General features: G+C 71.8%; 18 protein-coding genes. 6 read left to right on the forward strand and 12 right to left on the reverse strand.

Translation table 11 applies throughout. The annotated features are described in order from the left end of the window. Window positions 1-14 precede the first annotated feature (14 nt). Together L1280_RS08095 and L1280_RS08100 are read right to left on the reverse strand one after the other, a co-directional pair. Window positions 15-1,310 carry a S8 family serine peptidase gene (locus L1280_RS08095; RefSeq protein ID WP_253581593.1) on the reverse strand — a complete coding sequence of 432 codons (1,296 nt, stop codon included), beginning with the start codon at window positions 1,308-1,310 and terminating at the stop codon, window positions 15-17. Window positions 1,311-1,605: 295 nt separating this feature from the next. Further along, a complete protein-coding gene (locus tag L1280_RS08100) occupies window positions 1,606-3,789 on the reverse strand; it encodes an APC family permease (protein WP_253581594.1) in 2,184 nt (727 codons plus the stop codon). A 128-nt stretch (window positions 3,790-3,917) separates the two neighbouring features. Here L1280_RS08100 and L1280_RS08105 point away from each other — a divergent pair, with 128 nt between their 5' ends. Next, window positions 3,918-5,057 carry an HD-GYP domain-containing protein gene (locus L1280_RS08105; RefSeq protein ID WP_253581595.1) on the forward strand — a complete coding sequence of 380 codons (1,140 nt, stop codon included), beginning with the start codon at window positions 3,918-3,920 and terminating at the stop codon, window positions 5,055-5,057. 240 nt (window positions 5,058-5,297) lie between these two features. Here L1280_RS08105 and L1280_RS08110 read toward each other — a convergent pair whose 3' ends face one another. The 5 genes from L1280_RS08110 to glpK all read right to left on the reverse strand — a co-directional run bounded on the left by L1280_RS08110 (window position 5,298) and on the right by glpK (window position 12,894). Then, the gene (locus L1280_RS08110; RefSeq protein WP_253581596.1) at window positions 5,298-7,583 is read right to left on the reverse strand and encodes an HD domain-containing phosphohydrolase; all 2,286 of its coding nucleotides are present in this window, start codon (window positions 7,581-7,583) and stop codon (window positions 5,298-5,300) included. A gap of 56 nt (window positions 7,584-7,639) precedes the next feature. Further along, window positions 7,640-8,683: a galactokinase gene (galK, locus tag L1280_RS08115; protein ID WP_253581597.1), complete on the reverse strand. Its 1,044-nt coding sequence runs from the start codon at window positions 8,681-8,683 to the stop codon at window positions 7,640-7,642. Continuing rightward, window positions 8,680-9,786, reverse strand: coding sequence for a galactose-1-phosphate uridylyltransferase (galT, locus tag L1280_RS08120; protein ID WP_253581598.1), 1,107 nt, complete (start codon window positions 9,784-9,786; stop codon window positions 8,680-8,682). Before galT ends, galK begins: the two co-directional genes overlap by 4 nt. Next, entirely contained in the window at window positions 9,779-11,275 is a 1,497-nt protein-coding gene (locus L1280_RS08125) for a glycoside hydrolase family 36 protein (RefSeq protein WP_253581599.1), read from the reverse strand. Before L1280_RS08125 ends, galT begins: the two co-directional genes overlap by 8 nt. Before the next feature lie 107 nt (window positions 11,276-11,382). Beyond that, window positions 11,383-12,894 carry a glycerol kinase GlpK gene (gene glpK / locus L1280_RS08130; protein ID WP_253581600.1) on the reverse strand — a complete coding sequence of 504 codons (1,512 nt, stop codon included), beginning with the start codon at window positions 12,892-12,894 and terminating at the stop codon, window positions 11,383-11,385. 267 nt (window positions 12,895-13,161) lie between these two features. On the opposite strand from glpK, the gene L1280_RS08135 reads away from it, so the two are divergent. Both L1280_RS08135 and L1280_RS08140 read left to right on the forward strand, forming a co-directional pair. Further along, on the forward strand, window positions 13,162-14,205 hold the full coding sequence (locus tag L1280_RS08135; protein ID WP_253581601.1) for a GGDEF domain-containing protein: 1,044 nt from the start codon (window positions 13,162-13,164) through the stop codon (window positions 14,203-14,205). A 35-nt stretch (window positions 14,206-14,240) separates the two neighbouring features. Next, on the forward strand, window positions 14,241-15,347 hold the full coding sequence (locus L1280_RS08140) for a M42 family metallopeptidase (RefSeq protein WP_253581602.1): 1,107 nt from the start codon (window positions 14,241-14,243) through the stop codon (window positions 15,345-15,347). Between the two features lie 53 nt (window positions 15,348-15,400). Here the strand turns inward: L1280_RS08140 and L1280_RS08145 are convergent, their stop codons facing one another. The 4 genes from L1280_RS08145 to L1280_RS08160 form a co-directional block, all read right to left on the reverse strand. Further along, window positions 15,401-16,447 carry a glycoside hydrolase family 43 protein gene (locus L1280_RS08145; RefSeq protein ID WP_253581603.1) on the reverse strand — a complete coding sequence of 349 codons (1,047 nt, stop codon included), beginning with the start codon at window positions 16,445-16,447 and terminating at the stop codon, window positions 15,401-15,403. Window positions 16,448-16,588: 141 nt separating this feature from the next. Next, window positions 16,589-17,491: a carbohydrate ABC transporter permease gene (locus tag L1280_RS08150; protein ID WP_253581604.1), complete on the reverse strand. Its 903-nt coding sequence runs from the start codon at window positions 17,489-17,491 to the stop codon at window positions 16,589-16,591. Window position 17,492: 1 nt separating this feature from the next. Then, a complete protein-coding gene (locus tag L1280_RS08155; protein WP_253581605.1) occupies window positions 17,493-18,446 on the reverse strand; it encodes a carbohydrate ABC transporter permease in 954 nt (317 codons plus the stop codon). 162 nt (window positions 18,447-18,608) lie between these two features. Beyond that, complete coding sequence (locus L1280_RS08160) at window positions 18,609-19,925, reverse strand: ABC transporter substrate-binding protein (RefSeq protein ID WP_253581606.1); 1,317 nt, start codon at window positions 19,923-19,925, stop codon at window positions 18,609-18,611. Window positions 19,926-20,171: 246 nt separating this feature from the next. On the opposite strand from L1280_RS08160, the gene L1280_RS08165 reads away from it, so the two are divergent. Beyond that, window positions 20,172-21,146, forward strand: a complete 975-nt coding sequence (locus tag L1280_RS08165) for a glycoside hydrolase family 43 protein (protein WP_253581607.1) — start codon at window positions 20,172-20,174, stop codon at window positions 21,144-21,146. On the opposite strand, the gene L1280_RS08170 is transcribed toward L1280_RS08165, so the two are convergent. Then, window positions 21,137-22,432 carry an MFS transporter gene (locus L1280_RS08170; protein ID WP_253581608.1) on the reverse strand — a complete coding sequence of 432 codons (1,296 nt, stop codon included), beginning with the start codon at window positions 22,430-22,432 and terminating at the stop codon, window positions 21,137-21,139. The two genes, L1280_RS08165 and L1280_RS08170, sit on opposite strands and share 10 nt — an antisense overlap. Window positions 22,433-22,530: 98 nt before the next feature. On the opposite strand from L1280_RS08170, the gene L1280_RS08175 reads away from it, so the two are divergent. Both L1280_RS08175 and L1280_RS08180 read left to right on the forward strand, forming a co-directional pair. Continuing rightward, window positions 22,531-23,616: a M42 family metallopeptidase gene (locus tag L1280_RS08175; RefSeq protein ID WP_253581610.1), complete on the forward strand. Its 1,086-nt coding sequence runs from the start codon at window positions 22,531-22,533 to the stop codon at window positions 23,614-23,616. Beyond that, complete coding sequence (locus L1280_RS08180; protein WP_253581611.1) at window positions 23,606-24,427, forward strand: hypothetical protein; 822 nt, start codon at window positions 23,606-23,608, stop codon at window positions 24,425-24,427. The genes L1280_RS08175 and L1280_RS08180 overlap by 11 nt, the downstream gene beginning before the upstream one ends. Window positions 24,428-24,450: the final 23 nt, after the last annotated feature.

A 24,450-nucleotide genomic window follows, 5' to 3' on the forward strand; every position in this document is an offset into this window, starting at 1 on the left:
TCTGGGGTGGGAAGCTACAGCACGTCTTTGAGGAAGGCCTCGAGGTTCAGCAGGCCCTTCTTGCCCAGCTTGTCCTTATAGGGCGCGTTCATGCCGTTGCTGTACACGTCATAGGCCTTTTCGGCCATCTTCCTGGTAAGGTCCTTGAGGGGCACGCGCGGGGTCTGCGAGAGGGCAAGGGCCAGGCCGCCCGCCGCCATCGGGGTGGCGACCGAGGTGCCGGTCCACGACACCAGCAGGCCGTCGGGACCGGGGGTGTAGACGTTCTCGCCCAGCGCCACCAGCTCCAGGTTGGAGCTGTAGTTGGAAAAGGAGGACTTCAGGCCCGCCGTGTTCACGCTGCCCACGCTGAGGCTGCGCTCGCCCACGCCGCCGGAGACCATGTCGTGCGCCGGGTAGCTGATCGCCGGGCGGTTCTCGTTGCCCGCCGACGCCACCACGAGGGCGCCGCGCTCGGTCGCCCGCTTGATCGCGTCTTGCACGACGGCCGAGCGCTCGTCGCTGCCCAGGCTGAGGTTGATGACCTGTGCGCCCTTGGCAGCAGCCCAGTCAATGGCCTGCGCGACGTGCAGCACGTCCCCCGAGCCGTCCGGCCCCAGGACCCGCAGCGGCAGGATGGTCGCCTTGGGCGCCACCTGCAACACGACCCCCGCGACCCCCGTGCCGTGGCCGTAGCCGCCTTCGCCCAGCACGCCTTCCTCGTCGGGGTTGGTGTCTCCCGCATAGAAGTCGCGCCACTCCCCGGCCGGGGCGAGCGATCCGGCAAACGCCGGGTGCTCCACGTCGACGCCCGTGTCAATCACCGCGACCTTGATCCCCTGGCCCAGTTTGGGCGCCAGGGTCTGGGCCTGTTCCAGGCGGATGATCTGGAAATTGAGGTTGTTCTCCGGAATCAGGTCGTACTGCCCCTTGATCCACATCGAGCGCCCCTCGGCCGTCCAGAGGTTGAAGTCGCCCTTGATCCACATCGAGCGTCCCTGCACCGTGGCCACCGCACTCGCCGAGAACGCACCCAGGTTGCTCTCGGGCGTCTCCGTCAAGCTGAGTGCCCGCAGGCCGGACGGGCTCGCCTGCGCGGCCGAGAGCGCCAGCACGGCGTAGCCCTCGGCCGCGTCGAACATCACCGCCGGAGCGCCGTAGGTGGCCTCGATCTGCTCGCGGGTGGTGCCCGCCGGAACACGGACTTGCATCACGTGGCTGGGCCGGGCCGCCGCTCCCTGCGGGGCAGCAGCGGAAGGAGCCTGCTGGGAGCAGCCGGCCAGGGCGAGGGCCGAAAGGATGAGCAGTGCGGCAGTGGAGCGCTTGACCATGACAACCTCCGTGAGAATTGACCAGCAGAGCCAACTCGCTTCTCAGAATCCTAACCCACCTTGTCCCCCTGGACTCGGTTCAGGAAATGCAGGCTCCTTGAGTCTTCGGGGGAGCGTGGGGGCAGCGCCGGGTGGAGCGCCGGAAACAGCGAGGTTCCCGGTGGTCGGCGGGATGCCGGGGAGGGGACAGGCCTGAACCGTCCATCACGCTAGCAAGCTCGGCCGCTCCGGGCGGCGGACTTTCGAAACCGGCTTGAGGAAACCTTCATCTTGTGGGCACAGCCCGGGAGGGTTCTCATCCCCCCACGTGGACAATCGGCCGACGGGTCATGTCCGGCTCGGCCACCCGCAGCACCTCGTGGGTCAGCGGCGGAATGTCCCCCTCGCCCGCGAGGAGGAACCGCAGGGCGTTCTGGGCGGGGCCTTTTTCGCTCCACTCGAAATAAACGTGGGGTGGGACCCCGGTGTGGTCGCGCATCCACAGCAGCACGGCGGCGAGGGTGTTGGGCACGCTGCTGCCCCGCGCCCGCAGGATACGGTGCGGCCCGACCCGGACCCCGCACACCGGAACGGCCGCGCTGAATTCGCTCGCGTCGGTGACCGCCACCTCCAGAAAGAGGGCCGTATCCCCCGGCGCGAGGTGGTTGTCGAGCCGCACCTCCAGCGCCTTGAGGCGGTATTCCTCGGCGTCGCCCTCGTTGAGGCGGTTGGCGATAAAGCGCAGCGGCAGCCCCCGCGCGACCACGTCCCGGACCATCCGCTGCGCTTCCTCGTCGAGCACCACGCTCTGCACCCGCAGCTCGGTGCTGCGCTGCACGCGCGAGGCCGCGCTGACCAAGACGATGGCAAGGACAAAGAGCAGCGCGATCCACAGCCCCTCGGGGCGCTCGCGGATGGTGACCACGCTCGTATAGATGAACAGCAAGCTGATCACCCCGAAGGCCAGGGCCGCTCCCCGGTGCCCCCGCCCCCGCTCGGTGAGGAAGACGGCGATGGCCGCCGAGGTCATCAGGGCCAGTACGCCCGTCGCGTAGGCCCCCGCCTGCGCGTCCACGTCGGCACGGAACAGGGCCGTGACCACGGCGCTGACCCCCACGAACAGCACCACCAGCGGCCGGGTGGCCCGCGTCCAGTCGGGGGCCATGCCGTAACGCGGCAGGTAGCGCGGGACGATGTTGAGCAGCCCCGCCATCGCGGACGCCCCCGCGAACCACAGAATCAGGATGGTGGCGAGGTCGTAGAGACTCCCGAAGCCGTCCCCGAGCCGCTCGTGCGCGAGGTAGGCCAGGGCGCGGCCGTTCGCCTTGCCGGGGGGGGTCTGCACGGTCACGCTCGCGGTCCCGCCCTGCGGCGTCACCGTGACCGTGAAGGGCACCCGGCCCCCGACCGTGTCCGCATCCACCGTGTAGGTGCCGGTGCGCCCGGCGGGCAAGGTCAGCGCGTGGACCTCGCGCGGGCGGGTGGGGTGGTCGAGCGGCACGTTCGCCACCGCGCGGCCCGAGCGCAGGTCGGCCGTGCTCACGGTCTTGGTGACGGTGGTCGCCGCCCAGAACTCGTGGCGGGGAATCAGCAGGGTGGTCACCAGGCTGGAGCCCAGCAGCATCACGCTCATGGTCAGGGCGGCGGTGGTGAGCAGCTTGCGGGTGTTGCGGATGCGGCCGCGCGGCTTCTCCGGCCGGTCCCCCGCTTCCCCGCGCACCAGCGGCATCACGACCACGCCCGTCTCGAAGCCCGAGAGCCCCAGCGCCAGCGCCGGAAAGACCAGCAGCGCCGCCCCCGCCAGCGCCAGGGGCGAAAGGTAGGTTCCGCTCAGCGCCCCCCACCAGCCACTCAGCAGCTCGGGCCGGGCGAGGACCTCGGTCAGCCCGTGCCCCACCACGACCAGGCTGAGGCCCAGGTAGGCGGCCACGATGCCCACCGCCAGCCCGATGGCTTCCTTGAAGCCTTTCAGGAACACGGCGCCCAGCAGCGCCAGCAGCCCCAGGGTCACCACGACCCGCCGCCCCTCCAGCGCCTCCCGCAGCAGCGGCGTTTCCAGCAGGTGCGCCGTGGCGTCGGCCGCCGAGAGGGTGATGGTGATGACAAAGCCGGTGGCGACGAAGCCCAGCAGCGAGAGCACCAGCAGTTTGCCCGGCCAGTAGGCCAGCAGCCGCTCGAGCATGGAGAGGCTGCCGTCCCCGTGCGGGCTCTCGCCCGCGACCCGGCGGTACATCGGCAGGGCGCCAAAGAGCGTGACCAGCACCAGCACCAGCGTCGCCACGGGCGCGAGGGCACCTGCGGCCAGCGCGGCGATCCCCGGCTGATAGCCCAGGGTGGAGAAATAGTCCACCCCGGTCAGGCACATCACCTTCCACCAGGGCTGGGTGCGGTGTTCCTGCTTCACTTCCTGTTCGCCCTCGTAAAAGCCTTCCGGCTCGGGCGTGTCGGTTTCCAGAAACCAGCGCCGAAAGGCGCCGGAGGGCGCGTTGGGCGAACTCATCGGCGGAGTCTAGGCCTGCCCAGGCCCCGGCGCCCACTGGCCAAGTGGCCAAGCCGGGCCGCGCCCGCACCTCACCGCAGGCTCACGCGGGTGCCAGTTTTGTGAGGCTGCCCCCCTAGGGTGGGGTCATGACGGTGCCTCCTTCCGCTGCCGACCTTCCCCACCCCGCCTCGCGGCTGCACGACCGTTCGCAGACCGCCGAAACCATTGTCTCGCTCACCCGCCTCGCGCTGGGGGCCGGGGACCTCGCGGCGGGGGTGGTGCCCACCTTGGAGCAGCTCGTGCGGGAGACGGCCGCCGTGGGCTCGGCCTACTTCCAGACGGGCGGCGGGGCGCTGAACTATCACGTCCGCGCGGCCACCGGCGAGCTGCCGTCGTCGGCGGGCATGGCGGCGGTCGCCGCGCACGGCCTCCCCGCCGACACGCCGCTGCTGCGGGCGCTGGAGGCCACGTCCGGCCCGCTGTTTTTCGACGACACCGCCCAGGACCCGCGTGCGGCGGGCTTTCCGGAGCTGGGCGTCGCCAGCCTCGCGGCGGCCCCGGTGCGCCGGGGAGACGGGCACCTGCTGGGGGCCTTTTTGATGCACACCTTCGAGCCGCACGTGTGGCAGCCGGGCGAGGCGGCGCTGTTTTCGCTGGTGTCGGGCACCATCGCCTCGCTCGCCGGGCGCCTCGCCGCCGAGGAGCAGGCCAGCGAGGCCCGCGAGGCCGCGCTGCGGGCACTGGGGCTGGCGCTCGAGGCCCGCGACGGCGAGACCCACGGCCACACCGACCGGGTCACCGCCCTCGCCCTGCGCTTCGCGGCCGCCCAGGGCTGGAGCGCCGGGGAACAGCAGGCCCTGAAGTGGGGCGCGTACCTGCACGACATCGGCAAGATCGCCATTCCCGACGCGGTGCTGCTCAAGCCCGGCCGCCTCACCCCCGAGGAGTGGGCCACCATGCGCTCGCATGTGCCCGCCGGGGTCGCTTTCGCCGGGGCGCTCACCTTTCTGCCGCCGGGAGCGCTCGCCGTGATCGCCGACCACCACGAACGCTGGGACGGCACGGGCTACCCGCACGGCAAGGCGGGCGGGGCCATCAGCCCCGGCGGGCGCCTCTTTGCGCTGTGCGACGTGTACGACGCGCTCACCAGCCCCCGGCCCTACAAGCCCGCCTGGACACACCCTGAGGCGGTGGCCGAACTGCGGGCACAGGCCGGGCGCCAGTTCGACCCCGCCTATGTGGAGGCGTTCGTCGCGCTGCTGGAGGAAGAAGGCCCCGCAGCCTGATCCGGGGTCCGTCCCATCCGCTCTCGAATCGGCGCTCTCCTGGTTCGAGAACTCCTTTCCCGGCAACCGTTGTGTGCCCACTCGCTCCGCTCGAATTGAACGGTTGCCAAACTGTTCAACCGGAGTCCGGATGATTCGGCGCCAGCCGCCTGGCGAGGCTGAAGGCGTTTGGCGGGGCAGGGTCCGGGGGGAGCCGGAGGACAGGATCACGTCTTCCCTCGGCGCCGCCACAGGTCGCGCTCAGGACCCGCCCTGGAAAGCGGCGTCCCGGTGCGCCCCGCTGGAACCTGCGGCCTGGAGGTCCACCGTGTCCACGATCTCCAGGAAGGCCGTCACGACCGCCGGGTCGAAGTGCCGCCCCGATTGCGTCCGCAACTCGGCCAGCGCTTCCTCGTGGGTCCAGGCCCGCTTGTAGGGGCGGGCCTGGGTCAGGGCGTCGTACACGTCGCAGATGGCAAAGACGCGGGCCACCAGGGGAATCGCCTCGCCCGCGAGGCCGTCGGGGTAGCCGCTGCCGTCCCATTTCTCGTGGTGGCTGCGAATCACGTCCAGGGTGCCGGGCAGCAGTCCGCTCAGGCGACCGGCGATGGCGGCGCCGCGCCCAGCGTGTTCCTGCATGACCGCCCATTCCTCCGGGGTGAGCTTGCCGGGCTTGAGCAGCACCGCGTCGGGAATGGTCAGTTTGCCGATGTCGTGCAGGGAAGCCCCCTGCCGCAGGGCCTCGAGCCGCTGCCCGCCCAGCCCCAGCCGCTCGCCCAGCGCCACGCTGAGGGCCACCACCCGCTCGGTGTGCCCGGCCGTTTCGAGGTCGCGGGCTTCCAGCGCCACCCCCAGCGCGAGCACGCCGCTGTGCAGGGCGTGGCGCACCTCCTGCACCGCCCGCTGCTGCTCGGCGGCGTGGCCCAGGCGGAACGCGACCGCCTCCAGCAAGCGGCGCACCTGCGGGGTGATCACCCGCCACGAGCTGAAGTTGAGCAGGCCCACCGCGCCGGTCACCCGCCCGCCGCTGCGGACCGGCACGATCACCACGCTCTTGAGGCCGCAGCGCCGCCAGCAGGCGAGCGACAGCGGCTCGGAGGCGTAGTCGCTGCTCCAGACGGTCGTGCCGCGCAGCAGGGCCTGCCCCGCCAGCCCCACCCCCTCGCGGTAGACCATGCCCTGAAGCACGGCCAGCGCCTGCGGCTCCAGCGTGCCGTCGACATGCCGCGCCACGAAGCGTTCTCCCCCGTACTCCAGCCGGGCGCTGACCTCGAAACCCAGCAGCCGCCGGGCCAGCGAGAGGCCCTCCTGCACCACCTCCTGAGGGGTTTCGAGGGCTTCGAGCCGGGCGGTGAAGTCCTCGACGGTGGGACCCGGCTCGGCGCCTGCTCCCGCCGCCGCGAGGGCCTGACGCTGGCGCTCCTTGTCCTCGTACATCGCCGCGTCGGCCAGGGCCAGGGCGCGGCCCAGGGGCGTGCCCCGGCCGACCGCCACCGTGCCGTGGGCGAAGGGGGGCAGGTCACCTTCCTCCCGCAGCGCCGCCCGCACCTCTGCGGCGACCTGCTGCGCCCCCGCGAGCTCGCCGCCGGGCCGCAGCATCACGAACTCGTCGCCGCCCCAGCGGGCCAGCGCGGCCCCCGGCCCGGCCGCGCGGCCCAGCGCCTGCGCGACCTGGCGCAGACGCTCGTCGCCCGCCGCGTGCCCCCCGGCCTCGTTGATCGCCTGGAGGCGGTTGAGGTCCAGCATGGTGACCGTGAGGTCGCCCGCTGCCGACAGCTCCCCGTACCGCCGCGCCAGCCCCCGGCGATTGAGCAGCCCGGTCAGCGAGTCGCGGTGTTCGCGCCCGCGCTCTTCTTCCCGCTCCCGTTCCAGCGCCTCGACCCGCAGGCGGCTGAGCTGTGAGCGCCGCGCCAGCAGCGCCACGGTCAGCAGCGTGAACAGCAGCGCCAGCAGGCTCACGCCCGCCGCCAGGGCCGTCACCCGCCGCGCTTCGGCCTCCCGCGCGGCCCGCACCCCCGCGATCAGGCGGCCCAGCCGGGCGGGGTGCAGGCTGGCGGGCACCTCGCCGCCTTCCCGCAGCAGCCCGTCTCCCCGCAGCAGCTCGCCGAGTTCCGCCGCGACCGGGGCCAGCGACCACGGCCCCTCCCGCGTGCGGCTGGGTGGAAAGCCCGGCAGCGTGAGCGGCACCGGGGCCGTGCGCTCGCGCTCCTCGGCCGAGAGCAGCCGGGCGTGCAGGGTCCGCAGCCGCACCCGGCACTCCCGCACCTCCTCCGGGAGCCCCGGCGCCGTCCCGGTCCCGGCGGCCTGCCAGATCAGGGCGCGGTGGTGCTGCACCGCCGCCGTGGTGTCGGCCAGCAGCAGCAGGGTGGCCCGCTCGTGCTCGGCCGAGCGCAGCAGCAGCAGCGTGAACCCCCCGGTCATCAGCGTCAGGCCCAGCAGCGCGGCGGCCCAGCGGCGCGGTCCGGAGTGGGCGCCAGCGGGAGGGGCGGCGCCCGGCGTCTCGCGGGTCCCGGCCGGCCACAGGTTGTCCTTCCGCGCTCCGGTCACCTCACCCCCAGGCTGCCCGCCCCCCCCTCACAGGGGTCTGACAGTTCCCCATCCCCCTACGGCACCACCCGCCGCGCCCGGCCGTCCCCAGCCCCCATCACCGCGTCTCCGACCGCTGCCGCCGTCCCCGATCGCACCAGCGCGACGAGTGACCCGCCGAAGCCCGCTCCGGTCATCCGCGCCCCGTACACGTCCCGGTGGGCTTGCAGGGCCGCGACGAGGGCGTCCACGACCGGGTGCGAGACCGCGTAGTCGTCCCGCAAGCTGGCGTGCGAGGCGTTCATCAGCCGCCCGAAGTGCTCCGGGGACACGCCCGGCACCACCGCCTCCAGCACCCGCCCGTTCTCGGTGACGACGTGCCGGGCACGCTCGCGCAGGGGCGAGGGCAGGCCCTCCACCGCCGCCGGGTCCGCCACGTCCCGCAACTCGGGCACGCCCAAAAGCCGGGCCGCTTCCTCGACCTGGGCGCGGCGCTCGTTGTAGCCGGAATCCGCGAGCTGACGGGGCACCCCGGAGTCGATCACCAGCACTTCCGCGTCCCCCGGCAGCGGCAGCGTCTCGCGGTGCAGGGTGCGGGTGTCCAGAAAGAGCATCTGCCCCGCCCGCGCGAAGGTGCTCGCCATCTGGTCCAGAATCCCCGACTTGACGCCCACGTACTCGTGCTCGACCCGCTGGGCGAGGAGGGCCAGCGCCTCGTCGTCCGCGTTCAGCACGCCCAGTTCGCGCAGCGCCCGCAGCGAGGCCACCTCCAGCGCCGCGCTGCTGGAGAGTCCGGCGGCCATCGGTACGTCGCTCGTCACGTGGACGTTCAGGCCTTCTCGCGCTCCCCCCAGCGCCAGCGCTCCCGCCACGTAGCGGGCAAAGCCCCCGGCGGCGTTCTGTCCGACCCCGAAGGTCGCGTGCTCGTCCAGGTCGGCGGCGTAGACGTGGTGCTCGCCCGTGCCGTTGGGCGCGAGGCGCACCGTCGCCTGCTGGGGGATGGCGGTGGGCAGGACGTACCCGCCCTGGTAGTCGGTGTGTTCGCCCAGCAGGTTGACGCGGCCCGGAGCGCGGGCGGTGACGGTGGGCGCTTGGCCGAAAACGTCTTCAAAGCTGTTCATTGGACCTCCAGCGCCCGCAACTCGGCGGCGGCGGCTTCCGGGAATTTGTCGTTGGCGAACTCACCCGCGCCCTGCTCGGTTCCGGCGAGGTACTTCATCCGGCCGGGTGCCCGCAGGTACGGGTACAGTTCGATGTGGAGCGGGAATTCTGGATGCGCCTCCCCGTCCAGCGGCGCCTGATGGACCGTCATCAGGTAGGGCATCCGCACGCCGAAGAGGGCGTCGAGCCGCAGCAGGGCGTCTTTCAGCACGCGGGCGAAGGCCAGCCGCTCCGGGTCGGTCAACTCCGAGAGCCGCCCCACCGGGCGCGTCGGCAGCACCCAGGTCTCGTAGGTGTAGCGGGCGAAGGGGGGCACCACGCTGAGGGCCTTCCCCTCATCGCGGAGGATTCGGCTTCCAACCTCCCGTTCCGCCGCCACGAAGTCCGCCAGCCAGGGGCGCCCATGCTCCTTCAGATGCGCCTGCGCCCCCTCCCGCATTCGCGCCTGCACGGGCGGGACATGGTCGTAGGCGTAGATCTGCCCGTGCGGGTGGTGCAGGGTCACGCCCACCTCCACGCCCCGGTTCTCGAAGGCGAGGACGCTGCAAATCTTCCCGGTCGCCGCCAGCCGGGTGGTGCGGTCGGCCCACACCGTCAGCAGCAGGGCCATCTGCGCTTCCGGGAGGTCCGCCAGCCGCCCCGCGGGGTCCTGGCTAAAGACGACCACCTCGCACTTGCCTGTCCCTGCCCGCTCGGAGGGGTGGGCTGGATGCTCGGGCGGCGGCGCGTCCAGCGTCAGGCTGGGAAAGCGGTTGTCGAAGACGGCGAGGTCATAGGTACCCTGCGGCAGCTCGGTGGGGTGCTCGGGGTTGGTGGTCGGCGCGAGCGGGTTGTATTCGGGCGGCGGGAGGAAGGTGCGGCCCAGCCGGTGCGAGGCGTACATCACCCACTCGCTGCGCAGGGGGTGCCAGCGCATCGTGGGGCGCGGGACCGGGGGGTCCCCGGCGGGACTGGGAATCTCGCCCCAGACCTCGACCGGCGCCAGGCCGTAGAGGGTCAGCGCCCGGCCATCCGGCTTGGTGAAGTCGGCGGCGTGAAAGGGGAGGGGGGCGGTTTCAGTCATGGAACTCCTCGCGGTAGCCGTGGGCGGGAATGCCCTGGGCCGCCTTCTGGGTCAGGTTGAAGGTGCCGCGCCCGAAATGGGTCACGGCCCCGCCGAGGCTGCGGGCCAGGGTGCGGGGGCGGTCGGGGAGGCTGATCTCCACACACTGCCGCAGGAGGGCCAGTTCGCGTTCGTCCAGTCCGCCCAGCGGGTCGCTGCTCGCCCGCAGGCCGCCGATCACGTCGAGCATCCCGGCGACCGCCCCGCGCTCCTCGTCATTCAGCAGGCTGCGCTCCCGCCGCACGATGGCGACATCGGGGTCGGGCTGGTACCACGCGTGCTGATACCAGCGCGAGAGGGCGGTGTGCAGCGCGTTGCGGGCCGAGGGGCCGGTCGCGTCTCCCAGCCACACCCGCCGCGATTCCTCCTCCCAGTAGGGGGCCACGTCCGGCCCGGTCCGCATGGCGTCCACCAGGCCCACCGAGGCGGCCAGCGGTGCCCCGCAGCCCAGCAGGAAGGCGTCCTCGCCCGCCCCGTCCCGCAGCGCCTGGAGGCCCATCCGGTACGCCTGTGCCCGGCTCACCGTGGGGTCGTGCCGCACCCCCGGCAGCGCCCCTCCGAACAGAAAATCCAGCTTGAGGTACGGGTAGCCCCACCCCCGCACCGTCGCCGCGAGGTCGCGCAGCCAGGCCAGCACCTCCGGGTGGGTGGTGTCCAGCGCGTGGTGCGGCGTGCCCCAGTTGTGCCCGGCCAGCAGGGGCGTGCCGTCCTCTCCCCGCAGCAGCCACTCCGGGTGCTGGGCGGCCAGCCGCGAGGTCGGCGCGGCCAGGAAGGGCGCCAGCCACAGCCCCGGCGTGAAGCCCAGCTCCGAGAGCGGCCCCGGCAGCTCGCGGGCGTGCCCGCCGAAGTCGGGGGAGGGGTCCAGCCAGTCCCCGATCCCCGCCTGAAAGCCGTCGTCGAGCTGGAACACGTCGAAGGGGAGGTCGAGGTCGCGGGCGAGTCGGGCATTGTCCAGCACGGCCTCCAGCGTCACGTCCCGGTAGTAGGAATACCAACTGCACCACACCCGCAGCGCGGGCGGGGTGCGGGCGTTCATGGTCTGCCCCAGAAGTGCGGTCAGGGCTTCCACGGTCCCGATCACGTCGTCCGTCTCCTCCCAGGCGACCCCGGTGGGCGGTCCCTCCTGGGTGCAGGTCACCTCGACGCCCCCTTGCCCGGCGCGGGCCTCCCAGTGGGTGAAGGTACTCGTGGCGTTTCCCGCGCACCCGACCCAGCCGCCCCCGTCCGGGCGAATCAGGGCGACCAGGGTGTGCGAGCGCCACACGCCCGCCTCGCCGCTGGGGAGAAAGGCGGGGTCGTGGCCCTGCTCGTGCCGCCAGCGCATCAGCGGAACGCTCTGGCGCTCGGTCAGGGGCCGCAGTTCGGCCTCGCTCCACGACTGGTAGCCGCTGACGAGCACGCGCACCTCCTCGGGCGGGAGGGGGAGGGTCCACTGGGCGGGGGGGTCCATGCCGCAGGATACGGTGGGGCAGCCCCCCCGCCGGACCCGAAGGGGCTGAAACTCCCGTTCATGCACCTGGGGCAAGGGGGTGGGCCGGGAGGCCGGCTGTGGGCTGCTCAGGCTTCCCCGTCCTCCTCCCCCTCCGCCCAGCCCCGGCTGCGTTCGACGGCCTGCCGCCAGCGGGCGAGGCGGTGCTCGCGCTCGTCGTCGGCCAGCGCGGGCTCGAAGACGCGTTCCTCCTGCCACAGCCGCGCCACATCCTCCACACCCTCCCAGAAGCCCACCGCCAGTCCGGCGAGCAGGGCCGCACCCAGGGCCGTCGTCTCGGTCACGCGCGGGCGCACCACGGGCACCCCCAGCAGGTCGGCCTGCACCTGCATCAGGAGGGCGTTGCGGCTGCCCCCGCCGTCCACCCGCACCTCGCGCAGCGGGGTGGCGTGGTCCCCCCGCATGGCGAGCAGCACCTCGGCCGACTGGAAGGCGGTCGCCTCCAGCGCGGCGCGGGCGATATGCGCCCCGGTCGTTCCGCGCGTCAGGCCCACCAGCGTGCCCCGCGCGTAGGGGTCCCAGTACGGCGCCCCCAATCCCACGAAGGCGGGCACGAAATACACGCCGCCCGACGTGGGCACGCTCGCCGCCAGCGCCTCCACCTCCCCCGCCTCGCGGATCAGCCCCAGCCCGTCGCGCAGCCAGCCCACCGCCGCCCCCGCCACGAAGACGCTGCCCTCCAGGGCGTAGGTGCGCTCGCCCCCCAGCTCCCACGCCACGGTCGTGAGCAGGCGGTGTGCGCTGGGAACAGCCTGGGCACCCGTATTCAGCAGCAGGAAACAGCCGGTTCCGTAGGTATTTTTCGCCATGCCCGGCGTCAGGCACGCCTGCCCGAAGGTCGCCGCCTGCTGGTCCCCCGCGATGCCCGCGACCGGAATCCGGTGCCCGAACAGGTGCGCGGCGGTGTGCCCGTAGACTTCCGAACTCGGGCGCACCTCCGGCAGCAGGGCGCGGGGAATGCCCAGCAGCGCGAGCAGTTCGTCGTCCCAGCTCCCGGTGCGGAGGCTGTACAGCAGCGTCCGGCTGGCGTTCGTCGCGTCGGTGACGTGCAACTCGCCCCCCGTGAGCTGATAGACCAGCCACGAGTCCACCGTGCCGAAGGCCAGCTCGCCCCGCTCCGCCCGCTCCCGCGCTCCGGGCACGTGGTCGAGCAGCCAGCGCAGCTTCGTGCCGCTGAAGTAGGGGTCGAGGAGGAGGCCCGTTTTCTCCCGGAAGGCGGTTTCCAGCCCCCGCGCCCGCAGTTCCCCGCACAGGGGCGCGGTGCGGCGGTCCTGCCACACGATGGCCCGGTGCAGCGGCTCGCCCGTGCGGCGGTCCCACAGCAGCGTGGTCTCGCGCTGGTTGGTGATCCCGATGGCCGCCACGTCGGCGGGCCGCGCCCCCGCGCGGGCCAGCGCCTCTTGCGCCACGCCGACCTGCGTGCTCCACAGCTCGGCGGGGTCATGCTCGACCCAGCCGGGCCGGGGAAAGTGCGGCGGCACCTCCTTTTGCGCGAGGGCCTGCACGGTGCCCTCCCGGTCAAAGAGCAGCGCCCGGCTGCTGGTGGTGCCCTGGTCGAGCGCGAGGACGTAACGGGTCATGGGGGGCCTCCGGGGGTGGGCGGGCGTGGGGAAGGGGAGCCGTGGGCGGTGGGCAGGGCCGGAGCATACCGACCCAGCCCGCCGGGCTGCTGCAAGGTTTCTGTCAGGTGGGGGGCTTCCGGGCACCGCGCTCCCCGCGCCTGGACCCCCGGTCCCGCCCATGGTCGAGTTCGCTTCCCCCTCCAGCACGGCGTCTGCCCAGGCCCCCCGCCACACTGCAAGGTGTGTGACGGGGCTGTGATGGGCGGTCTTCTACAGTGCGCCGGTATGCGCCGCCCCCGGCTCCGGCTGCTGCCCCCCGATCCGCTGAGGTTGGTGCGGTGGGCGCCCCTGCTGGCGGCCTCGATCGGGCTGGTGCTCCTGTTGAGGTGCGGCACCGCGTCCCCCTTCTACGTGGGGCTGCTGCTGGCCGTGATTGCGTTCGGGCTGCTGCGTCTGTTCGGTCCCGCGCGGGTGCGGGCTCGGCTGCACGCGCAGTTTCCGGTCGCCTACGTGCTGCTGCTGTTGGGCGTGTGGGCGGTGGGCCTGCACGTGTTGCCGCAGCATCCCGCCACCCCCATGGCCCTGCTCGCCGCCCTGCTGCACACGACCACGCTGTACGTTTTTTTCTTTCTGCAACGCTCGCCCCGCGTGGCCGCCCGGCAGTCGTGGGTCACGCTGGGGGCCTTTCTGGCGGTGCTCCTGCCCCGGAGCTGGATGAGCCGGGATCAGGGCGGTCCCTTCGACGGGTGGACCCTGCCGCTGACCCTGCTGATTGCCCACGGCACGCTGATTCTGGCCCTGCGGGCATTTTCGGAGGCGCGGGCGGCGCTCGCCGAGGAACAGGCCCGCTCCCGGCTGCTGCATGACCTCGCGCACCGCGACCCCCTCACCGGCCTTGCCAACCGCCGCGCCCTCGAGCAGGATCTCGCCGGGCACCCGCGCCGAACCGGGGCGCTGCTCGCCGTGATCGACGTGGACGGCCTCAAGCGGGTCAACGACTCCCTGGGGCACGCCGCCGGGGACGACCTGCTGCGGCGCTTCGCCGGGGGGGTCGCCCGTGCGGTGGGGCCGGGGGGCCGCGCCTACCGCATCAGCGGCGACGAGTTCGCCCTGCTGATTCCCGGCCCGGCAACTCCCGACCTGGAAGACCTCGTCGAGACCGTCGCCGGGGAGGTGCGCCGGACCTACCCCCAGGCCGGGGCCAGCGTGGGCGCTGCCCCCTGGCAACCGGGCGAGAGCGGGGGCACCTGGCTCGCCCGCGCGGACCGCGCCATGTACCGCCACAAGGAGCGGGACCGCTCGTCCACGCAGCCGGAGGACCTGAATTAGGGCCGAAATCGGCGCCCCCGTCCTATCCTGACCCCATGTCTGCCCCCCAGCCCACCCCCGACACCGAGCGCCTCCTCGCCCACCTGCGCGGCCTCGTGGCCCTGACCGGCCCCAGCGGCTCCGAGGAGGACGTGATTCGCGCCGCCCACCGCGCCGCCCTGCCGCTGGCCGACCGGGTAGAGGTGGACGCTTTCGGCAACGTGGTCGCCGTGCGGGAGGCCGCCGACCCGGACGCCCGCCGCCTGATCCTCGCCGCGCACCTCGACGAGGTGGGCTTCCGGGTGCGGGCCGTCACGCCGGGAGGCTTCCTGCGGCTGGAAAAGGTGGGCGGCACCGACGACCGCATCCTGCTCGCCCAGCGGGTGCACGTGCGCACCGCTGAGGGGACACTGCTGGGGGTGATCGGCACCAAGAGCGCCCACCTCCTCACCGACGCCGACCGCTCCCGCGTGGTGCCGCAGGCCGAACTGTACGTGGACGTGGGTGCCCGCAGCGCCGAGGAGGCCGCTGGAATGGGCATCCGCATCGGTGACCCGGTGGGCTTCGTGGGGGAGCTGACTGAGCTTGGGCGCGGCAGCGGGCGGTATGTCGCCCATGCCCTCGACGACCGCGCCGGGGCGGCGGTGCTGCTCGCCCTGCTGGAGCGTTACCGCAACGCGTCCCCGCCCGTCACCCTGATCGTGGCCTTCACCACCCAGGAGGAGGTCGGCCTGCGCGGGGCCACCGCCGTCGCCCGCGCCCACGGGGCCGACGTGGCCCTCGCCCTCGACATGACGGCCGCCGACGACACCCCCGAGTTCGCCGCGCCGCACCTGCGGCTGGGCGGCGGCCCCACCGTCAAGGTGATGGACTTTTCCACCCTCTCGCACCCCGCCGTGCGCCGGGGGCTGGAGGCCGCCGCCCAGGCCCGTGGCCTGAGCGTGCAGCCCGAGCTGCTGCGCGGCATCGGCACCGACGCGGGGGCGCTGCAACACGCGGGCCGGGGCATTCCGGCGGGGGCTGTCTCGGTCGCCAACCGCTCCACCCACAGCCCGGTGGAGGTGCTGGACCTCGCGGACCTGCTCGGGGCGCTGGAGCTGCTGGACGGCTTCGTGCAGGGGCTGCCGGACCTCGACCTGCGGTTCGTGGCGCTGGACGAATAAAGAACTAGGTCCCTCCGGCTTGAGTGCCCGGAGGGACCTTCATTCGTAAGGCGTCAGGGCCGCGCCGGGGCCACCTGCGGGGTCAGGCTGGGGCCTCTCAGCACCGCCAGCCCGTTCTTCCATGTCAGGGGGTCGATCCGCATCGACCGCTGCCCGCCGTTCTCGTAGCCGACCTGTCCTGCTGTCCAAGCGTGGTAGTACAGCCACGGATTGCCCTTCCCGTCCGTGATGATGCCCTGCCCGCCGGGTCCGGCGACCTTGCCCTTCGTCGCCAGCCACGGTTCCTCGCGGCTGAGCTTGCGGAAGGGTCCGGTCGGGCTGGAGGCCACCGCGTAGCCCACCGCGTAGGTGTCGCTGTTGTAGTCGGCGGCGCTGTAAAAGAGGTAATACTTGCCCGCCCGCGCGTACACCTGCGGCGCCTCGATCAGGTTGCCCTCCCACAGCGCCCCGTTGTAGAGCAGGTCGGTGGCCTTGCCCGTGAGCTTCAGCCCGTCCGCGCTGAGCTTCTGGACCCAGATGCCGGTGAACTGGTTGCAGCAGTTGCCGTCATTCTTCCAGTACAGGTAGCGCTGCCCGTCCTTGTCCTGAAAGGGGCTGGCGTCGATGCTCCCGCCGAGGTCGAGCTGGCACACCAGCGGGGCCTTGTTCGCGTCGTTGAAGGGGCCGGTGGGCAGCTTGCTCACCGCCACGCCGATGCACTGGCGCCCGCTCTCGGTGTGGCGGGCGGTGTAGTACAGGACGTATCCGGCGCCCGTGCGGGCCACCTCCGGCGCCCAGGTGTAGCCGCCCGTCGCCCACGCCCCCAGCCGCCCCATGCCCTCGCCCACCCGCTGCCACCGCACGAGGTCGCTGCTTTTCAGCACGGGCAGGTCCACCCCGCCGCTGTTCGTGCCGTAGGCGTAGTAGGTGCTCCCCACCCGCAGGATGAAGGGGTCGGGAAAGTCGTCGAGAATGACGGGGTTGGTGTAGGTCGCGGGTTTGGCGGCGGGCCGCGCCTGCGCGAGCGGCTCGGCTCCTCCCGCCCCGGCGGGCGCTCCGCTCGTGCCCAGCCCCAGCAGCAGGGCGGCGAGCAGGGGAGAGGCAGAAGTACGGAAGTTCATACGGCCTCCGTCCAATCCGTTCCCGCGTCGGGAAAACGCCGACCCGGTAACTCCTTTCCCGGAAGCCGTTCGGTTTCTTCTCGCTTCGCTCGGGTCGAGCAGGTCTTTTCCTGCTCAACCGGAAATGTTTTCAACCCCATGTCACTCCTTGAGGCCCGTGGTGGACAGGCCCTCGATCAGGTAGCGCTGCGCGAGCAGGTAGGCGATCAGCACCGGGATGCTGGCGATGGCGGTCGAGGCCATCAGCTTGCCGTAGTCGGTCACGTAGCGCTGCGAGAAGGTGTTCACGCCGACGGGCAGCGTGAGCTTGTCCACGTCGGTGACCACGAAGGTCGGCCAGATGAAGTTGTTCCACGACCCCATGAAGGCGAACACGGCCAGCGTCACCAGCGACGGAATGCTCAGCGGCAGAATCACGTGCCACAGCACTTGCAGGCTGTTCGCCCCGTCGAGCCGCGCCGCTTCCTCCAGCTCGCGCGGCAGCCCCAGGAAAAACTGCCGCAGCAGAAAGACCCCGAAAGCCCCCGCCAGTCCCGGCCAGATCAGCGAGTGGAAGGAGTTGATCCAGTCAAAGCGGATCATCATCAGGTACTGCGGAATCAGGGTGACGATCCCCGGAATCATCATCGAACCCAGGATGAACCAGAAAATGGCCTCGCGCCCCGGAAAGCGCATCCGGGCCAGCGGATAGGCCGTCAGCGCACACAGCGCCACATGCAGCACCGTGAACACCGTCGCCACGAAAAACGAGTTCCACATCCAGCGCAGGATGTTGCCGTCGGGCGAGGTCAGCACCTCGCGGTAGTTGTCCAGCGTGGGGTTGGCGGGCACCCACTGGGTCGGCGTGGAGATCACGTCCACCTCGGGTTTCACCGAGGTTGCCAGCATCCAGTACACCGGGGCCAGGAAGATCACCGCCAGCACGCACAGCAGCGCGAAGCGCGGGATATCACGCGGGGGCCGGAAGCGGCGGGGGGGCCGGGCGGTCGCGGTGGCGACCGGGGCCGACGCATGCGCCCCGGCACGGGTCGAGGGTGTCACCATCCTAATTCTCCCCTCTGGCATCTCTCGCCATGATGCGGAATTGCAGGTAGGTAAAGATCAGCATCACCAGCCCGAACAGGAACGCCATCGCGGAGGCGCTGGAGAACTGGTTGTTGGAAAAGGCTTCCTCGGTGATGTACTGAATCGTGCTCTGGGTGGTGCGGTTGGGGCCGCCGTTGGTAATGACCAGCGTCTGACCGAACAATTGGAAGCTCGCCAGCACGGTGGTCACGAACACGAACAGGGTGACCGGGGCCAGCAGCGGCCAGGTGATGAAGCGGAACTTGGCCCAGGGAGTCGCCCCGTCGATCTCGGCAGCCTCGTAGTAGCTCTGCGAGATGTTGCCCAGCCCCGCGAGGTACAGGGTCATGTTGAAGCCGATGGTCCACCACACCGTCCCCACGATGATGGGCACCCACGCCAGCCCCTCGGTGGAGAGGAAGGGCAGCGGCTGCATGCCCAGCAGGTCGGTCCGCACCGCGTTCACCAGCCCGATCTGGTTGTCGAACATCCAGCGCCACAGGATGCCCATCACCGAGACGGTCAGGATGCCCGGCAGGAAGAACACCGACCGGAAAAAGGCCCGCCCGAAGATGGGCCTATGCAGCAGCAGCGCCAACCCCAGCGACGTGCCGATGAGGAGGGGCACGCTCACCAGCGTGAAAAAGCCCGTGTTCTTCATCGAGTTCCAGAAAAACTGCGACTGCGGCGTCTCCGGGTCGAAGAGGTTGCGGTAGTACTCCAGCCCCACGAAGGGCCGCGTCTCGGCCAGCAGGTCCCAGCGGTGCATGCTCACGAAGAGGCCGTAACCCACCGGGTACACCACGAACACCAGAAAGAGGGCCATGAAGGGCAGCAGGTACAGGTAGGGCGTCAGGGCGCTGCCCTCGCGCCCACCCCGGCGGCGGCGGGCCTCGCGGGGGCGGGCCGCCTCTCCCGGCAGGCTGAGACTCATGGCGCTCTCCGGTCTGGCGCCAAAGGTCGCCGCGAGCACCGGATCAGGCGGCGCTCGCGGGCGAGGGGGGGCATGGGTTGCGGGTGGGTCATGGGGCACCTCCTCGGGTGCGGGGGAGGTGGGGTCCGGCCCGGCCCTCTCTGCCGGACCCCGCCACAGGGCTTACTGGAAGGTCTTGCGGGCCTGCTGAATCTGCTTGTTGGCCTCGCTGACCCCGGCGTCCAGCGCCGCCTTCACGCTCTGCTTGCCGCTGTAGGCGTTGGCCCAGGCGTTGTCGAAGGGGCCGAGCACCTGCCCGCCCCAGGGGAAGCCCGAGGTCGCGTAGATGTTGCCCAGCTTCTCGAACACGCCCGCGATGGGCCGGTTCTCGAACTTCTTGTTGTTCGCCACGGCGGGCATCACCGGGAGGCTCCCGGCTTCCGTCCAGGCGAGGTTCTGGGTGGGCGAGGTCATCCAGTTGACAAAGGCCAGCGCGGCGCGGCGCTTGTTGGCGTCGTACCCGGCCCGCTGCTTGGGCAGCGTCATGTGGCTGCTGCCGCCCCAGGCCGCGTCCTGCTTGGTGCCGATGCGCGGGACGAAGGCCACCCCGAAGTTCATCTTCTGCTGCTCGAAGCGGTCGAGGTACCACTGCCCCGAGGGAAAGAAGCACACCTTGCCCTGGCTGAAGGCCGCGAGTTCGGCCTCCTCGGTGCTGTTGGGGCGGGCCACGTTCTGCTTTTGCACGAGGTCGACGAGGAACTGCACCGCCTCGACCGCCTGCGGCGAGTTGAAGCTGGCATTGAGGTTCTTGTCCACCAGCGAGCCGCCGTTTTGCAGGATCGCGGCGTAGGCCATGCGCGAGCCGACCCAGTTGTTGTACAGGCTGATGCCCCAGGTGTTCAGGCTCTTGGAATCGAAGCCCGCTTGCCCCGGCTTGCGGCCATTGCGGTCGGTCGTGCAGGCCCGCGCCGCCGCGAGCAGCTCGGTGCGGTTGGTGGGCACCTTGGTCACGCCCGACTTCTTCATCAGGTCCTTGTTGTAGAACATGACGTACGCGACCGAGGAGATCGGCACCCCGTAGGACTTGCCCTCGTAGTCGGCGGTCTTGAACAGCGGGCCGTAGAAGCGCGACTTGTTGATGCCCGCCGCTTGCAGCTCCGCGTTCGTGAGGGGCGAGACGGCCCCCCGCGCGATGAAGTTGGTGATCTGGTCCTCGTTGATGACCACCACGTCGGGCGCGCGGCCCGAGGCCACCAGCGAGGGAAGCTGCTGCCAGGTCGTGCCCCAGGGCTGGGCCTGCGCCTTGACCTCGATGTTGGGGTTGGCCGCGTTGAACTGCGCGATCAGGCGCTCCATCACCGGGCGGTCGGCGCCGGTAAAGCCGTGCAGATAGGTCAGGGTGACTTTCGGTCCCTTGTACGAGGTCTGGGTCTGGGCGGCGGCGACTCCGCCGAGACCGGCGGTGAGCAGCAGGGCGGTGACAGTAAGGGTCCGGTTCATGGTGCCTCCAGGCTGAGAAAGGGGTGAGGTGGCGCAACCTTCAGTCGGTTCCGGCCTCCTTCCCGCATGGGGCCAGGCAACTGGGCTGGGACGGGCAGGCCCAGCAAAGCCGTTTCTAAAGGATTGCTTGGCGGGAGCATAGCACCCGGCCCTCCCCCTCTCCTGCGACACTGCCCCTGTCAGGTTGACCGAATCTTTATTCCCACCCAGACGCCCCCAACGCCCCCCTTCTGCCCCGGAGACCCCATGCCCGACGCTGCCCGGCCCCGCACCTATACCAACCCCGTCTACCCGCACTACTTCGCCGACCCCTTCGTGCTGCGTCACGGCGACGGCTATTACGCCTACGGCACCAGCGGGCGCCCCCACGAGTCGGGCCGCGTCTTCGAGGTGCTGCACTCGCGCGACCTGCTGCACTGGACGCCGCTGGGCGGGGCCTTGGAGCCCCTGGGAGGCGAGAATGCCCGCGACTACTGGGCGCCAGAGGTGGCCTTTCACGCGGGCGAGTTCTACATGTACTACTCGGCGGGGGTGGGCGATAAGGGCCACCAGCTCCGGGTCGCCGTCTCCGGGCGCCCCGAGGGTCCTTTCCGCGACGCCGGGGTCATCCTGACGCCGGAAGACCCCTTCACCATCGACGCCAGCCCCTTTCAGGACGAGGACGGGGAGTGGTACCTCTACTACGCCCGCGATTTCCTCGACGGGGAGCGGGTGGGCACCGCGCTCGCGGTAGACCGCCTGGAGGGGATGACCCGGCTGGCCGGGGAGCCCCGCACGGTGCTGCGGGCCAGCAACGACTGGCAGATTTTCCGGCGCAGCCGCGAGATGTACGGGGCCGTCTACGACTGGTACACGCTGGAAGGGCCGTTTGTGGTCAAGCGGGGCGGGCGTTACTACTGCTTCTATTCGGGCGGCGCGTGGGAGGAACCCAACTACGGCGTGTCCTGGGCGGTGGCCGACCATCCCCTCGGCCCCTGGACCGAGCCCGAGTCGGACGGTCCCACCCTGCTTCGCTCGGTGCCGGGCCAGGTGGTCGGCCCCGGCCACAACTCGGTGGTGACAGGTCCCGATGGGCGCGATTACCTCGTCTACCACGCCTGGGACCCGGCCAAGACGGCGCGGCGGATGTGCATCGACGCCATCGAGTGGACGCCGGACGGCCCCCGCGTGGACGGCCCCAGCTTCACCCCGCGCCCGGCCCCGCTGCCCCGTCAGAGTTGACGCGGTGCCCTAGGCGGGGTGGGGGTGGGGGAGGGCCGCGCCCCCTCGTCCCCCGGCCCGGCCTCGCCCAGGTGCAGCGAGCGCAGCGCGGGCACCCGCCAAGCGACGAGGGCGACCACCAAGAGCGTGACCAGCCCGCCCGCCCACACCGAGCGCACCGTGCCCAGCGCACTCGCAGCCACGCCGCTTTCCAGCGCCCCGAGTTCGTTGCTCGACCCGATAAAGAGCAGGCTGACCGCCGCCACCCGCCCCCGCAGGTGGTCCGGGGTCCGCAGCCGCAGGATCGCCTTGCGAATCACCATGTTGATCCCGTCAAAGACCCCGGTGAAAAAAAGGGCCACCAGCGACAGGTAAAAATCCCGCGACAGCGCGAACACGATGATGCTGACCCCGAACCCCGCCACCCCCAGCAGCAGGGTGCGCCCGCTGTTGTGCAGCGGCGGGTGCCGGGTGGCCCACAGCATCACCAGCAGGGCACCCACCGCCGGGGCCGCCAGCATCAGCCCCAACCCGCGCGGCCCCACCCCCAGGATGTCGGAGGCGAACACCGGCAGCAGCGCCACCACCCCGCCGAACAGCACCGCGAACAGGTCCAGCGCCATCGACCCCAGAATCACCGGGTCGCGCCGCACGAACCTCAGGCCGCCCCGGATGCTCTCGGCCATGCTCTCCCGATGGGGGGGAGCAGGCTGCGGCTTGGGCGCGATGCGCCACAGCGCCGCCCATGCCGTCAGTGTCAGCCCCGCGATCAGGGCGTAGGTGCCGCTCGCACTCCACGAGGCGAGCAGCAGGCCCCCCAGTGCCGGGCCGACGATTCCGGTCGCCTGCCCCACGCTGCCCAGCCACGCCGAGGCATTCACGAAGGCGGAGGCCGGAACGATTCGCGTCTCGAACGCCGACGACGCCGGGTCCCCGAACCCCCGCGCCACCCCCGCCACGAACACCAGCCCGAACAGCACGCCCACCGTGCCCGCGTCCGCCCCACGCGAGGCCAGCGCCAGCCCCAGGGCACACGCCGCGAAGATCAGCCGGGTGACGAGCAGGATCGAGCGCCGGTCCAGCCGGTCGGCGTAGTGCCCGCCGATCAGGGCCAGCCCCAGCGCCGGGATCGCCTCCACCAGCCCCAGCAGCCCCAGGGCGAGCGGGCTGCGGGTCAGCTCGTACACCTGATACCCGATGGCGACCGCCAGCATCCGGCTCGCGAGCGAGGAAAAGGTGGAGGAGAGCAGCAGCGCCCGGAACTCCGGGAACCGCAGGGCGGCGGCAGCGTCGGCGGGGGCGGTCATGCGGGGAGACAGCCTAGTGCAGCCGGGCCTCCCGGACCGTGGGGCGCGGCGTCTCTCCGGAAGGGACGGACCGGGGCAGAACCTCTAGGATGCCTCCCATGCTCCCTGCCCTCCGCGACCGCCTGCGCGAGCTGTGCGACATCGACGCCGTCTCCGGCGACGAACGGCCCCTGCTGCGCTTCCTCCGCACCGCCCTCGCCGGTCGGGTGGACGAGTTCCAGATCGACGTGGCGGGGAACGCCTATGCCGTGCGGCGCGGCCCTGCCCCCGGCCCCACCGTTCTGATCGCCGCCCATACCGACGAAATCGGCCTGATGGTGAAAAGCATCGAACCCGGCGGCTTTCTCCGCTTCGAGAAGATCGGCGGCGTGATCGACAGCCTGCTTCCCGCGCGGGCGGTGCGGGTGCGGGGCGTGAACGGCGTGATCGGCATGAAATCCGGCCACTACCAGTCGGAAGCCGAGCGCACCCAGGGCCGCAAAGCGAGCGACCTCTACATCGACCTGGGTTCCTCCAGTGCCGCCGAGGTGGAAGCCCTGGGCGTGCGGGTCGGGGACCCGGTCGCCTTTGTCAGCCCCCTGCTGGAGATCGGCGGCCAGCCCCACCTCGTCGCGGGAAAGGCCATCGACAACCGCCTGGGCTGCGCGGTGCTGCTGGCGCTGGCGCTGGGCGAGGCACCCGCCGCCGGAACGATTGTCTACGCCTTCACCGCCCAGGAGGAGGTGGGCCTCAAGGGCGCGAAGCTTGCCGCCGAGCGTTTCTGCCCCGACCTCGCCCTCGCGCTGGACACCATGCCCACCGGGGATACGCCCGACATGAGCGAACACCGTGACCTGAATGTGCGGCTGGGCGCGGGTCCGGCGTTGCAGGTCATGGCCGGTCCGGGGGGCCGGGCGAACCTGCTGCACCCCGGCGTGCGCGACTTTCTGGAAGAAGTGGCCGGGGAGCGCGGAGTACCGTTGCAAGCCTGCACCTTCAGCGGCGGCTCCAACGACTCCGCCGCGATGGCCTGGGCCGGGCTGGGGATCGCGGCCGGGTCGCTGACCCTCCCCAGGCGTTACTCGCACTCACCCCTCGAACTCGCCGACCTGCGCGACGCCGCAGGCGCCCTGGAGGTGCTGCGCGGGGTGGTGGGGCGGCTGCCTGCCCTCCCCGACTTCACCTTTCTCCCCGATGACGCCTGACCCCGGTCCCCCCGGCGCGGGCGGGCTGTGGCACGTCTACACCGACGGCAGCACCCGCCACGAGCGGCGGCAGACCTTTTCGGGCTGGGCGGCGCGGGCGGTGCAGCCCCACACGCGCGAGGTGCGTCAGGTCAGCGGTGCCCGGCCCGGCGGCACCTCGCTGGAGGCCGAGACCGAAGCCGTCCTCGCCGGACTGCGGCTGGTGCCCGGCGGCGCTCCCGCGCGGCTGCACAGCGACCTCGACCTGGCAACGCTGCTGGAGGTGCTGCACTCCCCGGCGGGGGAGGCCGCCCGCGCCCACCTCGCGGACGTGTGGGTCCAGCCCGTCGCCCGCAACCGGGGCCGTCACCCCGCCGACATGCACCGGGTCGCCCGCGCGGAAGAGGCGGACGCGCGGGCGGGGGAGCCCCCGGGCGGCACGGGCCTTCCCCACGCCACCCAGGAGGCCCTCGGCCTCGCCCGCACCGGGCCAGCCGACCCCCCGCTCCCCCTGGGCGAGGCCCAGCGTCTTCCCGGACAAGCCGGACCGCTTCAGCTCCGGGTTTCCGGCCTGCCGCCTGCGCCGGGCGCCGGGCCGACCACCCTCAGCCTGACGCTGGACCTGGGGACCGCGCCGGGACGCGGCCGCACGCCCGCCGAGGCCCTGCGGACCACCCTTGGCCCCCTCCTGACCCTGCTGGCCCGCGGCGCCCTCGTGGACTTGCGGGTGCCTTCCGCGTGGGAAGGGGTGGCCCGGACCGCTGCCGGGGGCGTGCCGGGGGTCCGGGTGCTTCCCCGGCGCGGCGAGGAGGAACTCGCTCCGCCGCCCTGAGGGCGGGCCGCCCGGCACTCACC

Source organism: Deinococcus sp. HSC-46F16 (assembly GCF_024171495.1).
GTDB lineage: Bacteria > Deinococcota > Deinococci > Deinococcales > Deinococcaceae > Deinococcus.